A 13,298-nucleotide genomic window follows, 5' to 3' on the forward strand; every position below is an offset into this window, starting at 1 on the left:
GGCGCTCAGCGCAGCAGCTTCTTCAGCTCTGGCCACACATTGGCCAGCATCTGCGGGTGCGCCTCTGCGCGCGGATGGATGCGGTCGGCCTGGAACAGGCGGGTAGGGTCCGGGCCATCGGCCACGCCCTTGAGGAAAAACGGCACCACGGCCACCTTTTTGGCCTGGGCCACGGTGGTGAACAGGCCGGCAAACCGGTTCGCGTAGTCGGTGCCATAGTTGGGCGGCACCTGCATGCCCACCAGCAAGACCTTGGCCCCGGCCTTCTGTGCCGCATCGGTCATGGCGACCAGATTCTCTTCGGTATTCTTCAGCGGCAGGCCGCGCAGCGCGTCGTTCCCACCGAGCTCGATCACCACCACGGCCGGCTTGTGCTGGGTGAGCAGGGCGGCCAGGCGCGAGCGCCCGCCCGAAGTGGTCTCGCCGCTCACACTGGCATTGACCACGCGGCGCTCGATCTTTTCCTCCTGCAGCCGCTTTTCCAGCAGGGCCACCCAGCCGGCGCCGCGCGCCAGGCCGTACTCGGCGCTCAGCGAGTCGCCCAGCACCAGGATGGCTGGCGCGGAAGCTGCTGGTGCCTGGGCCCAGGCGGCGGGCGCGCAAATCCCTGCCAAACCCAGGATGCCTGCCGAGAGGATAAAGTGGCGCCGATACTGCAGATCTCGAATCAAAGCGAAGAACCTTTCATGTCCGAAACTTCCCCATCGCCCGTGACCCCCATTATTGCCGTCGAACACGTCTTCAAGTCGGTCACGGATTCGACCGGTACGCTGGACATTCTGCGGGATATCGATTTCCGCCTGGCGCCAAGGGAAACAGCGGCCATCGTGGGCGTCTCGGGCTCGGGCAAGAGCACGCTCTTGTCCATCATCGCAGGGCTCGACACGCCGACGCGCGGCACGGTGCGCCTGGACGGCCAGGACCTCTTTGCCATCGACGAGGACGAGCGCGCCGCGCTGCGTGCGCAGAAGGTCGGCTTCGTGTTCCAGAGCTTCCAGCTCATGGGCAACCTCACCGCGCTGGAGAACGTGATGCTGCCGTTGGAGCTGGCCAACCGGCGCGATGCGCGCAAGGCCGCCGCCGACATGCTGGCGCGCGTGGGCCTGGGCCAGCGCCTTGGCCACTACCCCAAGGTGCTGTCGGGCGGTGAGCAGCAGCGCGTGGCCCTGGCACGGGCCTTCGTCGTGCACCCGGCCGTGCTGCTGGCCGACGAGCCCACGGGCAGCCTGGACTTTGCGACCGGCGAGACCATCATGCAGCTCATGTTCGAGCTCAACCGCGAGCAGGGCACCACGCTGGTTCTCGTCACCCACGACCGCGGCATCGCCGCGCGCTGCGAGCGGCGCATCACCATCGATGCGGGCCAGGTCAAGGAAGATTGACCCCCGGAGGGCCGTTTGGCCGGCGGGGCGCCACCGATGGCCGGCAGGGGACATGGTCGTCCAGCCGATAATCGGGGCATGTCCTCCCCCAAAGTCCTTTTCGGCTTCCATGCCGTGGGCGTGCGCCTGAAGACGGCGCCGCAGTCCATCATCGAGATCTACTACGAAGCCACGCGGCGCGATGCGCGCATGCGCCAATTCCTGGACCGCGCGCGCGAAGCCGGTGCCCGCCTGATCGAGGCCGACAGCGTGCGCATCGCCAAGCTGGCCGGCAGCCATGGCCACCAGGGCGTGGCGGCGCGGGTGGAACCCGTGGCCCAGGTCACCTCGCTCGACGAACTGCTGGAGAACCTGGAAGCGGCTGGCGTCGAGAACCCGCTGCTGCTGGTGCTTGACGGCGTGACCGACCCGCACAATCTGGGTGCCTGCCTGCGCGTCGCCGACGGCGCGGGCGCGCACGCTGTCATCGCCCCCAAGGACCACGACGTGGGAATCAACGCCACCGTGGCAAAGGTGGCAAGCGGTGCGGCCGAGACCATGCCGTACTTCATGGTCACCAACCTGGCACGCACCCTGGGCGAGCTCAAGGAACGCAACATCTGGTGCATCGGCACCAGTGACGACGCGACCAAGACCGTCTACCAGGTGGATCTGAAAGGCCCCGTGGCCCTGGTGCTGGGCGCCGAGGGCGATGGCATGCGCCAGCTCACGCGCAAGACCTGCGACGAGCTGGTCAGCATCCCCATGAAAGGGGCGGTGGAAAGCCTCAACGTTTCGGTGGCCAGCGGCGTCTGCCTCTACGAGGCCCTGCGCCAGAGGACCTGAGCCCCGCCATGCAGGAAGACCGCCTGGACACCGTGCGCACCTGGGTGCGCGAGGCGCGCCACATCGCCGTGCTCACCGGCGCCGGCGTCAGCGCCGAATCGGGTGTGCCCACCTTCCGCGATGCGCAGACCGGCTACTGGGCCCAGTTCCGCGCCGAAGACATGGCCACCGAGGCAGGTTTTCGTGCCCACCCGGAGCGGGTGTGGGACTGGTACCAGCACCGGCGCCAGCTCATGGACGGTGTGCAGCCCAATGCCGGGCATCTGGCGCTGGCTGCCTTCCAGGCCGCCCACCCGGACCGGCTCACGCTGATCACCCAGAACGTGGACGGCCTGCACCAGCGCGCGGGCAGCACGGGTGTGCTGTGCCTGCATGGCGACCTGTTTGCAAACCGCTGGCTCGACACGCCACGCAACTGCTGCCATATCGACGATGCGGTGGCCGGCAGGCCCCCGACCTGCGAGCGCTGCGGCAACCAGGTGCGCCCCGGCGTGGTCTGGTTTGGCGAAATGCTGCCCTTGGCTGTGTTCGAGGCTGCGGAGCGGGCGGCGAATGCGTGCGATCTGATGCTGGTGGTCGGCACGGCAGGGGCCGTCTACCCGGCTGCGGGCCTGGCCCACCTGGCCCGCTCTGCCGGGGCCCGGGTGGCGGTGCTCAACCCGAACCCGAGCGAGCTCGACGGCACCGCCGATGCCGTGCTGCGCGGCACCTCGGCCGCCTTGCTGCCGCAGCTCCTGGGCGCCTGATCGCTCCCGGCGCGTTTTAGGAGCATGCCCCAAAATTGTGCGCTTTGCGCGACAGCTTGTCGCACACCGGACAAGTGGCGGCCTCTGGTCCCTGTAGCCTGCGCCACTTTGCAAATCTCCGGGCACCTTCACACCATGAGCCGTCGTCACTTTCTCTTGCGCGCCACCCAGATGGCTGCGGCCACCAGCCTGCCCGCGTGGGCTTCGTCGGCCATGGCGGCCGAAGAGGCCCTGTCTTCCAAGCACATCAACCTGGGCTGCTCCATCGCCCTGACCGGCCCCCTGGGCCAGGCCGGTATCGAGCAGGTGGCCGGCATGAAGGCCGCGTTTGCCGAAGTGAACCAGGCCGGCGGCGTGCATGGCCGCGAGATCCGCATGGACGCCAAGGACGATGCCTATGTCGCCGCCCGCACGCTGCAGAACGTGACGCAGATGCTCGATGCGCAGTCCGTCTTCGCGCTGATCTCGCCCCTGGGCACGGCCAACACCGCCGCCATCCTGCCGCTGATCGAAGGCAAGGGCATCCCCACCGTGGGGCCCATCACGGGCGCGCCCTCGCTGCGTTCGCCCGAGCAGCGCAACGTGTTCTTCGTGCGCCCGAGCTACCGTGACGAAACCCAGCGCCTGGTCAAGCAGGTGGTGGAGATGGGCCTCAAGCGCATTTCCGTGGTCTACCTGGACAACCCCTTCGGCAAGGAAGTGCTGAAAGACATGTCGCGCGCCCTCGACGAGATCAAGGTCGAGCGTGCTGGCGAATTCGCCTTGGCTGTGGACGGCAAGAACGGTGCCGAGCTGGCCGACAAGGTGGCTGCAGAGCGCCCGGGCGCCGTGCTGCTGGCCACCACCGGTACGGCCAACACGGCCTTCGTGCTGCCCTTTCGCGCCAAGGCGGCCGGCGTGCCGCTGGCCGGCCTGTCGGTCACGGTGATCTCGTCGGAACTGCCCAAGCTGGCCGCCGCCACGCGCGGCATGGCCCTGGTGCAGGTGTTCCCCGACGCCAATTCGCAGAAGTCGGTGGTGGTGCGGAAGTTCCAGAGCACCATGAAGGCCACGAGCGGCAAGCCCGAGTTCATGAACAGCGGCAGTGCCCTGGAAGGCTGGGTCAATGCCCAGATCATGATCGAGGGCCTGAAGAACGCCGGCAAGGACCTCACGCGCGACCGGCTGCGCACCGGCCTGGCCGGCATCCGCTCGCTGTCTTTCGGCGACTTCAACGTGGGCTTTGGCGGCAAGGCCCCGTATGTGGGCTCGGACTCGATCTACCTGGCCATCTACGCCGAGAACGCACGCCGCCTGAGCTGAGCGGGTACTGCGCAGGCTACTTTCCATTCGGCGAGGCGGCCAGGGCCTTCAACGTGGCCCATGCTTCGGTGAGCCGCGCGGAATTGCTGCATGCATCGACGAAGTAGCGGCCCGAGGCATCGCTGGATACGAACAGCAGATAGCGCTCTGCGGTGTCCATGGGGAGTCGGGCGCTGGTTTTCTGTCTGTGCAAGGCAAACGCTGCGGGCGCCCGCCCGCGCAGGGTGCGCTGCACCCGCACGGCGTAGCGGGTGGCCGCGACGCTGCCGGGGTCCGAGGCGTCTTCGTACAGGTCCTGGGCCTTCACCACCCGGGCGTGCACCACCGCCATGGCCTCACGGCTTCCTGCACCGCCGTGGGTACGCGCCCGTCCATGCACACAGCGTGGCGCAGAGGGGCTTGGGGACCACGGGTTGGCGCCCTCCTGGGCCACCACCAGCCAGTGCGCGGGCCAGCCCGGGATCGGGTTGTCGGGGTTGCGCGACCAGGCATAGCCGTCTTGCTGCGCCCAGAGCTTGTGCAGCGGCGGCACACTCACCGGGTTGCCACCCGCGTTGATGGTCAGGCCCACAGGGCCTACCGACGCATGCCAGGTCTCTCCCCAGGGGCGGGCTGGGGCTGCAGGCGGCCCCAAGGCGCGAGCAGGGGGCGCAGGCGGTCGAATGGCAGCAAGATGGTCATTCCGAATGGATGTGGGACCTGCCGGGCGTTGGCGAGCAGGCGCTCAAAGGCTTCGGCCTGCGCCGCCGTCGGCCCCGCTTTGGAGTCGTGCACGCGCAGGGCAAATCCCTCGCCCAGGTGGGCCATGGCGATTTTCGCCTCCCAGACCTTGGACTGGCCTCCGGTGGACAGGGAAAGGCGCCGCCTGCAGCTGGCGTGTGAACAGGCGCATGGGGACCTCCGTACTGGATGGGGATGGGCGCCAATGTAGCCGCACTGGCAAGGACGCTGGAAGGCCCGTTCCCGCAGTACCGGAAAGGGCTACTGGCCGTGCCGCCGGGGCATGCCGCCGGCCCTGGCCGGGACATATGGGGCTTGGCGTTTGTCTGGTGCATGCCTAAGATGCTCGACAGGGGAGGCGGGAGCCGGGCGGGCGTGTGAGCGACGGCGATGCCCCACCACGACGAGGGGCGGTATGGCATCTGATTTTTCCGGGGCCCACTGGGAGCAGAACCCCGACGCGCTGCTGGTCATCGCGCCGGACGGCACTGTGCTGCACTGGAACCCCGCGGCCGAAGCCACCTTCGGCTACACCGAGGCTGAGGCCCGGGGTCGCCGCCTCACGCAATTGATCGTGCCGCCGGACCAGGTGCAGGATGAGGAGTCCATCTGTGCCAAGGCCCTGCAGCAGGGGCTGGCCGTGCACGAGTCGGTGCGCCAGCGCAAGGATGGTTCGCTGGTCCATGTGAATGTTTCCACCCGGGCGGTGTTCGGCACCGATGGCCGGCTGCGCTACTTCCTGTCGAGCAAGAAGGACGTCACCCAGCTCAAGGTGCTGCGCGATGCCAAGCTGGTCGAGGCGCGCTTTCGTGACCTGCTCGAGTCCACACCCGATGCCATCGTGATGGTGAACGCCACCGGGCGCATCGTGCTCGTGAACTCCCAGGCCGAAAGGGTGTTCGGCTACCCCCGGGGCCAGTTGCTGGGGCAGGCCATCGAGGTGCTATTGCCGCAGCGCTACCGCAGTGCCCACCTGGGGCACCGCAGCGGCTTCTTCGTCCAGCCGCGCACCCGCACCATGGGGGCGGGCCTGGAACTGTACGGTGTGCGCAGCGATGGCAGCGAGTTTCCGGTGGAAATCAGCCTCAGTCCGCTGGAAACGGAAGAGGGCACCATGGTGATGAGCGCCATCCGCGACATCACCGCGCGCAAGAAGGCCGACCAGAAGTTCCGCGACCTGCTCGAGTCGGCGCCCGATGCGATGGTGATCGTGGACGGGAATGGGCGCATCGTGCTGGTCAACTCCCAGGCGGTGAAGCTGTTCGGTTGGGCGCGCGAGGAACTGCTGGGCCAGCAGATCGAGCTCCTGGTGCCCGTGCGCCACCGTGGCCAGCATCCGCAGCACCGCGGCGGCTTCTTCACCGAGCCGCGCACCCGCTCCATGGGCGCGGGCCTGGACCTGTACGGGCTGCGCAAGGATGGCACGGAGTTTCCGGTCGAGATCAGCCTGAGCCCGCTGGAGACCGAGGAGGGCCTGTTCGTCTCCAGCGCCATCCGTGACGTGACCGAGCGCAAGCGCTTCGAGCAGGCGCTGCGCGACAAGAACCTTGAGCTGGAGAACGCCGCGCTTGTGAAGGACCGCTTCCTGGCCAGCATGTCGCACGAGCTGCGCACGCCGCTCAATGCCATCATCGGCTTCACGGGCACCCTGCTCATGCGCCTGCCGGGCCCCCTCAACACCGAGCAGGAAAAGCAGCTGCGCATAGTGCAGACCGGTGCGCGCCACCTGCTGTCGCTGATCAATGACCTGCTGGACGTTGCCAAGCTGGGCGACGGCAAGCACAGCCTGCAGCTGGAGACGACCGATTGCCGTTCAGTGGTGGAGGAGGTGGCTGCCACCCTGGGCCCCGATGCGCAGCGCAAGGGCCTGGCCTTCGTGGTGAGCATGCCCGGGCAGGCGGTGCTGGCGCACACCGACAGGCGTGCGCTGACTCAGGTGGCAATCAACCTGGTGGGCAATGCCATCAAGTTCACGGACCGAGGGCGTGTGCTGGTGCAGCTCGATGCCCCGGACCCGGCGAGCCCGCGGCTGAGCCTGCGCGTGCAGGACACGGGTCCCGGCATCCCGCTTGCGGACCAGGCACGGCTGTTCGAGCCGTTCTCCCGGGTGGAAGGCGCAGAGCGGCGCCAGGAGGGCTCGGGCCTGGGCCTGCACCTGAGCCGCAGGCTCGCACAGGCACTGGGCGGCGACATCATCCTGCACAGCCAGCCGGGCGAGGGCAGCACCTTCATCCTTGATCTGCCGGGGGCGCTGCCCTCCGGAATGGAGAGTTGACCCATGGTCGCCCGCATTCTGGTCATCGAAGACGACGAAGCCAGCCGCATGCTGGTGACCTACCTGCTGGAGGCCGATGGCTACCATGTCTACAGTGCGCCCGATGGCCGCGCAGGCGTGCGCGCCGCGCTGGAGCACGGGCCCGACCTGATCCTGTCGGATCTGCAGATGCCGGTCATGGACGGTTATGAGGTGGCCCGGCTGCTGCATGCCGACCCCGCCTGGCGCAGGGCCCCGCTGGTCGCCGTGACCGCCTTTTCCATGCCCGGCGACCGGGAGAAGGCGCTGGAGGTCGGCTTCCAGGACCATATCTCCAAACCCATCGACCCGGAGCGCTTCGTGCGCCAGGTCGAGGCCTATCTCGCGCCGGCATCGCGGGCGGTACGCCCGCCGCGGTGATCAACAAGCAAGGAGGGCGGCAGCCATGGCAAAGATCCTAGTCGTGGACGACCAGGCCCCCAACCGGGCCCTGATCGTCACCCGCGTCCGCCACAGTGGCCATGAGGCCCAGGAGGCCGTGGACGGTGCGGATGCGCTGGAGCTGGTGCGCGCCGAGCGGCCGGCGCTGGTGATCTCGGACATCCTCATGCCGACCATGGATGGCTACGAGTTCGTGCGCCAGCTGCGGGCCGACCCCGCACTGGCGGCCACCCGCGTCATCTTCTACAGCGCCCACTACCAGGGGGAGGAGGCGCGCAACCTGGCTCTGGCCGGAGGCGTCTCGGAGGTGCTGGTCAAGCCCTGCGAGCCGCAGGACATTCTGCGCGCCATCGAGCGCACGCTGGCCCAGGCGGCGCAAGGCTCCGATGGCGCGAACCACGTGGCTGAGCCGGCCTTCCGCTCCCAGCACCTGCGCCTGGTGACCGACAAGCTGCGCGGCAACGTGGTCGAGCTGGAGGCCACCAACCGCCGCCTGGCCGCGCTCACCGAGCTCAACCTGCAGCTGGCCTCCGAGCGCGATCCAGCCAGGCTGCTCAACAAGGTCTGCACCGGCGCCCGCGAACTCATCGGTGCGCAATACGCCGTGCTGTGCGCCGTGCGCAAGCCGGGCCACACCTCGCTGGTGTGCACCAGCGGCATCGATCCGGTGCTGGCACGTTCGCTGCCGGCGCCCGATGCTTCATCGGGCCTGCTCGGGCGGCTGCAGATGGAGCGACGCTCGCAGCGGCTGCTCAACCCGGGCGGTGATCCCACCATGGCGGGCCTGCCGTCGGGCTACCCACCGCTGTACTGCGCGCTGGAGGCGCCGGTCGCCTCGCTGGCATCGTCCTACGGCTGGATCTGCCTGGCCAACAAGGAGGGGGCCGACCACTTCAGTGCCGAGGACGAGCGCATCCTCTCTATCCTGGCGGCGCAGGTCGGGCGCATCTATGAGAACGGCAGCCTCTACCTGGAGGTGCAGCGCCATGCCGAGCAACTGCACATCGAGGTGATCGAGCGCCGGCGGGCCCTGGAGGAACTGCGTGCCAGCGAGGCCAGGTTGCACCGGGCGCAGGTGCTGGCCAAGATCACCCACATCATCAGCGGCCCGGGCGGGCAGTTCGAGAGCTGGCCCGCCACGCTGGCGCAGATGCTGCGGCGCGACCCGAACACCATGCCGGCGTCTGCCCGGGAATGGATCGGCATGGTGTACGCCGACGACCGTGCACGGGTGCGCAGCATGGCCTTGCAGGCGGTGCGCGAAGGCGTGCGCATGGACTTCACCTACCGCCTGTGGCGCGCCGATGGGGCACTCTTGCACCTGCGCCAGGTGATGGAGCCGCTGCCCGGCGAGGGTGCCGCTCCCGAAGGCCTGCGCTGGTTCAACACCATCCAGGATGTCACGGCGCAAAAGCGCGCCGAAGAAGCACTGCGCGAGAGCGACCGGCGCTTCAACGAGCTGCTCGACAAGGTCGAGATGGCCTCGCTCATGCTCGACCGCAACGGCTGCATCACCTACTGCAACGACTGCCTGTTGCGCCTGTCGGGCTGGGAGCGCGGCGAGATCTTCGGCCGCAACTGGTTCGAGCTGTTCCTGCCGCCGGGCATGGACGGCATGCAGCGGGTGTTCGAGGACATGCTGGCCGATCACCCGGCCACCTGGCATTTCGAGCAGGAAATTCTCACACGGTCCGGCGTGCGCCGGCTGGTGTACTGGAACAACACCGTGCTGCGCTCGGTCGATGGCGAGGCCATCGGCATCGCCTGCCTGGGCGAGGACATCACCGAGCGGCGCGAGGCCGAGCACAAGATCAAGCGCCTGAACCGCGTCTACGCCGTGCTCAGCGGCATCAGCACGCTGCTGGTGCGCATGCGCAGCCGCCAGGAGCTGTTTGCCCAGTCCTGCGACATCGCGGTGCGGCACGGGCAGTTCCGCATGGCCTGGATCGGCCGGGTCGACCGCGCGGCGCAGCAGGTCATCCCGATGGCGATCTCGGGCACCACGCCGGACTTCTTCGACGACATCGCGGGCCGGCTGTCGTATGCCGACCAGCCATCGGGCACCGACAGCCTGACGGCCTCGGTGGTGCGCGAACGGCGTGCCCTGGTCTGCGAACGCATCGAAGGCGACCCCCGCGTGCTGCTGCCCGCCAAGCTCAAGGCGCTGTCGGTCGCCTCCATGGCCGTGCTGCCCCTGCTGGTGGCCGACGAGGTGGTGGGCGTGATGGCGCTGTTCTCCGACGAGGCCAGCTTCTTCGATGCCACCGAGATGAAGCTGTTGGGCGAGCTGGCCGGTGACATCAGCTTTGCGCTCGACCACCTTGAAAAATCCGACCGCCTGAACTACCTGGCCTACTACGACGATATCACCACCTTGCCCAACCGCACGCTGTTCCTGGACCGTGTGAACCAGCACAGGCGTGCGCGCGACGGCCACAGGCCGCATGCCTCGCCCTTCCTGGGGGTGGCGCTGATCGACGTGAACCGGTTTCGCATCGTCAACGACACGCTCGGGCGATCCCTCGGGGACGAATTGCTCAAGCTGGTGGCGCAGCGCCTGCAGCGGCATGCCGGTGCGATGGACATGCTGGCGCGCATCGGCGCCAACAGCTTCGGCGTGGCCGTGTGCGATGCGCGAGACGCCAGTGCGGTGGCCGTGGCCGTGGACCACCTGGTGCGGGCCTGCTTCGACGAGCCCTTCCAACTGGGCACGCAGGAGCTGCGCATCACCGCCAAGGCGGGCGTGGCCCTGTTCCCCCTGGATGGCGGCGATGCCGAGGAACTGCTGCGCAATGCCGAGGCCGCGCTCAAGAAGGCCAAGGCATCGGCCGACGCACTGCTGTTCTACACCTCGGAGATGAACCTGCGCGTGGCCGAGGCGCTGAGCCTGGAGAACCACCTGCGCGAAGCGCTGGAGCGCGGCGAGTTCGTGCTGCACTACCAGCCCAAGCTGCACCTGGCCAGTGGCGAGGTGACCGGTGCCGAAGCCCTGATCCGCTGGAACGACCCGCGCCGCGGCCTGGTGCCGCCCGGGCAGTTCATCCCCATCCTCGAAGAGACCGGCCTGATCTACGACGTGGGCCGCTGGGCCCTGGGCCAGGCCCTGGCCGATAACCTGCGCTGGCGTGCAGCAGGTCTGGCGCCGATACGGGTGGCCGTGAACGTCTCGTTCCTGCAACTGCGCCACCGTGCCTTCATCGAGCAGGTGCGCTCGGCCGTGGCGCACGACACAGAGGCCTCAGCCGGCCTGGAGCTGGAGATCACCGAAAGCATGGTGATGGACGACGTGGAGCACAGCACCGCAAGCCTGCATGCCATCCGCGAGATGGGCATCACCGTGGCCATGGACGATTTCGGCACCGGCTTTTCGTCGCTGAGCTACCTGGCGCGCCTGCCGCTCGACACGCTCAAGATCGACCGCTCCTTCATCCAGCACATCGCCGCAGGCGCCAAGGGCAGTGCGCTGGTGTCCACCATCATCAACCTGGGCCACTCGCTGGGGCTCAAGGTGGTGGCCGAAGGGGTAGAGACCGAGGAGCAGTCCGGCCTGCTGGCCTTGCTCGGCTGCGACGAGATCCAGGGTTTTCTCTACAGCCGGCCCGTGCCGGCGGACGTTTTCGAACAGCTGTTCCTGCGCCGCCTGCAGCCCGACGCGCCTGCCCTATGATTTGGGGCTCAGCAATTGCATGCCAGGTCCCGAGGGCCTGGCATATATGACGGCCCATGGGCGAAGAACACGACCACCAGCGACCACCCCCCGCAGACGAACACACGCGCCGCGTGCTGCGCACGAACACCTTGGCCATCCTCGCCTTCTGGCTGGTGGTCATGGGGCTTCTGTATTTCGGCATGAAGCAGTTCATGGCGCCACGCGGCGCCACGGTCACGTCCACCGGCTCGCTGGTGATACCGCGCCACAGCGACGGCCACTTCCGCGTGGCGGGCACGGTCAATGGCGTACCGGTGAACTTCATGGTGGACACCGGCGCCAGCCTGATCGCGGTGACCGACGCCGTGGCAAAGAAGGCCGGCCTCACCGAAGGCGTGCCCACCACCTTCCGCACGGCCAATGGCGAGCGCCAGGGACGGGTATCGCCGTCCCAATCGGTCACCGTGCGCAACCTCGAAGTCGCAGGCCTGCGCGTGGGCACGGGCTACACCGGCGAGAGCGAGGACGATGCACTGCTCGGTCAGAACTTCCTGCGCCAGTTCGACGTGGAGATCAAGCGTGACAGCATGGTGCTGAACCCCCGCGGCGGCAATTGAGCTGCCACCGCGTACGGGGCCAAATGGGGCTTCAGCCCTTCTTCTGAACAGACTTGATGATGCTCGAGAAGTCGAGCGCGCCATGGCCGGCCAGGCTGTGCGCGGCATACAGGTTGCGCGCAAGGCCGCCCAGGGGCGTCGCGGCCTTCACTGCGGCGGCATTCTCCTGCGCCAGGCCCAGGTCCTTGAGCATCAGGTCGGTGCCGAAGCCGCCGGCGTAGCCCTTGCTCGCGGGTGCGGTCTCCATCACGCCGGGCATGGGGTTGTACTTTTCCAGCGCCCAGTTGCCGCCAGAACTGCGGCGCATGATCTCGGACAGCACCTTGGGGTCCAGCCCGTTGGCCACGCCCAGGGCGATGGCTTCGCTGGTGCCGGCCATGAGAATGCCGAGCAGCATGTTGTTGCAGATCTTGGCCGTCTGGCCAGCACCCACACCGCCCGCATGGAAGATGTTGGCGCCCATTTTCTCGAGCACCGGGCGCGCACGCTCCAGGTCGGCCGCCTCGCCACCGACCATGAAGGTCAGCGTGCCGGCAATCGCGCCGCCCGTGCCGCCCGATACCGGAGCATCGATGAAGGCCACACCCTTGGCCTTGGCGGCCTCGGCCACCTTGCGCGAGGTGGCGGCAGCGATGGTGGAGCAGTCGATCACCAGCGTGCCGGCCGGCAGCTGGGCCAGCAGTTCGCCCTGGCCCAGGAACAGGCTGTCCACATGCTGGCTGGCGGGCAGCATGCTGATGATCACCTCGGCGCCCTGCACGGCGGCGTGGGCATCGGTTGCGATGGCCACGCCATCGGCCGCGAGCTTGTCGCGCGCAGTTTGCGACAGGTCGAACGCGCGCACCTCGTGGCCGGCCTTGTGCAGGTTCACGGCCATGGGGCCGCCCATGTTTCCGAGGCCGATGAATGCGATCTTCATGGTGCTATCTCCTTGGTGTCGTTGTGATGGTGAAAGTATCAGTCTGTGGCGATGGCTGCATCCCGGCTGGCCAGTTCTTCGCGCAGAACGGAGCGGTGGCAGCGGGCCTCGTTCTCGCAGTAGCAGCCGAGCGACATCGCACCGCTGTGCGAAAGCGTGGCCAGAAGGTCCAGCGTGCGGCTGGCCTCCGGCTGGGCCAGCTCCTTGCGGAACAGTTTGGTGAACACCTGCCATTCCTTGTCGGTCTGCGCTTGCTGGCCCTGGGCCATGAGTTCGGCGCTGGGCGAGAGCAGGGGGTACCACACGTCATACCAGTCCTGGCTGGCGAACTCGGCCGTGGGCACGCCGCGCGGCGGCCTGCGCACGGTGCCGATGCGGGTGCCTTCACCGGGGGCACGCGTCGTCCCGAGGCGGACGAAGCGAAAGGGCATGGCGGCGTCTTC

At 68.1% G+C, this 13,298-nt stretch carries 12 protein-coding genes; 8 read left to right on the forward strand and 4 right to left on the reverse strand.

Going from position 1 to position 13,298, the window contains the following annotated elements; all coding sequences use genetic code 11:
* Nucleotides 1–5 precede the first annotated feature (5 nt).
* Entirely contained in the window at nt 6–671 is a 666-nt protein-coding gene (locus tag ACK59X_RS27200) for an arylesterase (RefSeq protein WP_409961635.1), read from the reverse strand.
* Between the two features lie 15 nt (nt 672–686).
* Here ACK59X_RS27200 and ACK59X_RS27205 point away from each other — a divergent pair, with 15 nt between their 5' ends.
* The 4 genes from ACK59X_RS27205 to ACK59X_RS27220 all read left to right on the forward strand — a co-directional run bounded on the left by ACK59X_RS27205 (nt 687) and on the right by ACK59X_RS27220 (nt 4,255).
* Nucleotides 687–1,382 carry an ABC transporter ATP-binding protein gene (locus tag ACK59X_RS27205; protein ID WP_409961636.1) on the forward strand — a complete coding sequence of 232 codons (696 nt, stop codon included), beginning with the start codon at nt 687–689 and terminating at the stop codon, nt 1,380–1,382.
* A gap of 78 nt (nt 1,383–1,460) precedes the next feature.
* Nucleotides 1,461–2,207, forward strand: a complete 747-nt coding sequence (rlmB, locus tag ACK59X_RS27210) for a 23S rRNA (guanosine(2251)-2'-O)-methyltransferase RlmB (RefSeq protein ID WP_409961637.1) — start codon at nt 1,461–1,463, stop codon at nt 2,205–2,207.
* 8 nt (nt 2,208–2,215) lie between these two features.
* Nucleotides 2,216–2,953: an SIR2 family NAD-dependent protein deacylase gene (locus tag ACK59X_RS27215; RefSeq protein ID WP_409961638.1), complete on the forward strand. Its 738-nt coding sequence runs from the start codon at nt 2,216–2,218 to the stop codon at nt 2,951–2,953.
* 135 nt (nt 2,954–3,088) lie between these two features.
* Nucleotides 3,089–4,255, forward strand: coding sequence for an ABC transporter substrate-binding protein (locus ACK59X_RS27220; RefSeq protein ID WP_409961639.1), 1,167 nt, complete (start codon nt 3,089–3,091; stop codon nt 4,253–4,255).
* 16 nt (nt 4,256–4,271) lie between these two features.
* Here ACK59X_RS27220 and ACK59X_RS27225 read toward each other — a convergent pair whose 3' ends face one another.
* The gene (locus tag ACK59X_RS27225) at nt 4,272–4,826 is read right to left on the reverse strand and encodes a hypothetical protein (RefSeq protein ID WP_409961640.1); all 555 of its coding nucleotides are present in this window, start codon (nt 4,824–4,826) and stop codon (nt 4,272–4,274) included.
* Nucleotides 4,827–5,390: 564 nt separating this feature from the next.
* Here ACK59X_RS27225 and ACK59X_RS27230 point away from each other — a divergent pair.
* Genes ACK59X_RS27230 through ACK59X_RS27245 form a run of 4 tightly spaced genes read left to right on the forward strand, consistent with a single transcriptional unit; the run spans nt 5,391 to nt 11,936 of the window.
* On the forward strand, nt 5,391–7,250 hold the full coding sequence (locus ACK59X_RS27230; RefSeq protein WP_409961641.1) for a PAS domain S-box protein: 1,860 nt from the start codon (nt 5,391–5,393) through the stop codon (nt 7,248–7,250).
* Nucleotides 7,251–7,253: 3 nt separating this feature from the next.
* On the forward strand, nt 7,254–7,649 hold the full coding sequence (locus ACK59X_RS27235; RefSeq protein ID WP_409961642.1) for a response regulator: 396 nt from the start codon (nt 7,254–7,256) through the stop codon (nt 7,647–7,649).
* Nucleotides 7,650–7,674: 25 nt separating this feature from the next.
* Nucleotides 7,675–11,337, forward strand: a complete 3,663-nt coding sequence (locus tag ACK59X_RS27240; protein WP_409961643.1) for an EAL domain-containing protein — start codon at nt 7,675–7,677, stop codon at nt 11,335–11,337.
* Nucleotides 11,338–11,393: 56 nt separating this feature from the next.
* A complete protein-coding gene (locus ACK59X_RS27245; RefSeq protein ID WP_409961644.1) occupies nt 11,394–11,936 on the forward strand; it encodes a TIGR02281 family clan AA aspartic protease in 543 nt (180 codons plus the stop codon).
* Nucleotides 11,937–11,967: 31 nt separating this feature from the next.
* On the opposite strand, the gene mmsB is transcribed toward ACK59X_RS27245, so the two are convergent.
* Nucleotides 11,968–12,855, reverse strand: coding sequence for a 3-hydroxyisobutyrate dehydrogenase (gene mmsB, locus ACK59X_RS27250; protein ID WP_409961645.1), 888 nt, complete (start codon nt 12,853–12,855; stop codon nt 11,968–11,970).
* Nucleotides 12,856–12,893: 38 nt separating this feature from the next.
* The gene (locus ACK59X_RS27255; RefSeq protein ID WP_409961647.1) at nt 12,894–13,286 is read right to left on the reverse strand and encodes a DUF488 domain-containing protein; all 393 of its coding nucleotides are present in this window, start codon (nt 13,284–13,286) and stop codon (nt 12,894–12,896) included.
* Between the last annotated feature and the right edge of the window lie 12 nt (nt 13,287–13,298).

The sequence above is a fragment of the Acidovorax sp. genome, assembly GCF_046339755.1.
Lineage (GTDB): Bacteria > Pseudomonadota > Gammaproteobacteria > Burkholderiales > Burkholderiaceae_C > Acidovorax.

Bases quoted from the DNA above. Each gene is read 5' to 3' on its own strand.
- ACK59X_RS27205 (WP_409961636.1), top strand. From the start codon at position 687: ATGTCCGAAACTTCCCCATCGCCCGTGACCCCCATTATTGCCGTCGAA.
- rlmB (WP_409961637.1), top strand. From the start codon at position 1,461: ATGTCCTCCCCCAAAGTCCTTTTCGGCTTCCATGCCGTGGGCGTGCGC.
- ACK59X_RS27215 (WP_409961638.1), top strand. From the start codon at position 2,216: ATGCAGGAAGACCGCCTGGACACCGTGCGCACCTGGGTGCGCGAGGCG.
- ACK59X_RS27220 (WP_409961639.1), top strand. From the start codon at position 3,089: ATGAGCCGTCGTCACTTTCTCTTGCGCGCCACCCAGATGGCTGCGGCC.
- ACK59X_RS27230 (WP_409961641.1), top strand. From the start codon at position 5,391: ATGGCATCTGATTTTTCCGGGGCCCACTGGGAGCAGAACCCCGACGCG.
- ACK59X_RS27235 (WP_409961642.1), top strand. From the start codon at position 7,254: ATGGTCGCCCGCATTCTGGTCATCGAAGACGACGAAGCCAGCCGCATG.
- ACK59X_RS27240 (WP_409961643.1), top strand. From the start codon at position 7,675: ATGGCAAAGATCCTAGTCGTGGACGACCAGGCCCCCAACCGGGCCCTG.
- ACK59X_RS27245 (WP_409961644.1), top strand. From the start codon at position 11,394: ATGGGCGAAGAACACGACCACCAGCGACCACCCCCCGCAGACGAACAC.
- mmsB (WP_409961645.1), bottom strand. From the start codon at position 12,855: ATGAAGATCGCATTCATCGGCCTCGGAAACATGGGCGGCCCCATGGCC.
- ACK59X_RS27255 (WP_409961647.1), bottom strand. From the start codon at position 13,286: ATGCCCTTTCGCTTCGTCCGCCTCGGGACGACGCGTGCCCCCGGTGAA.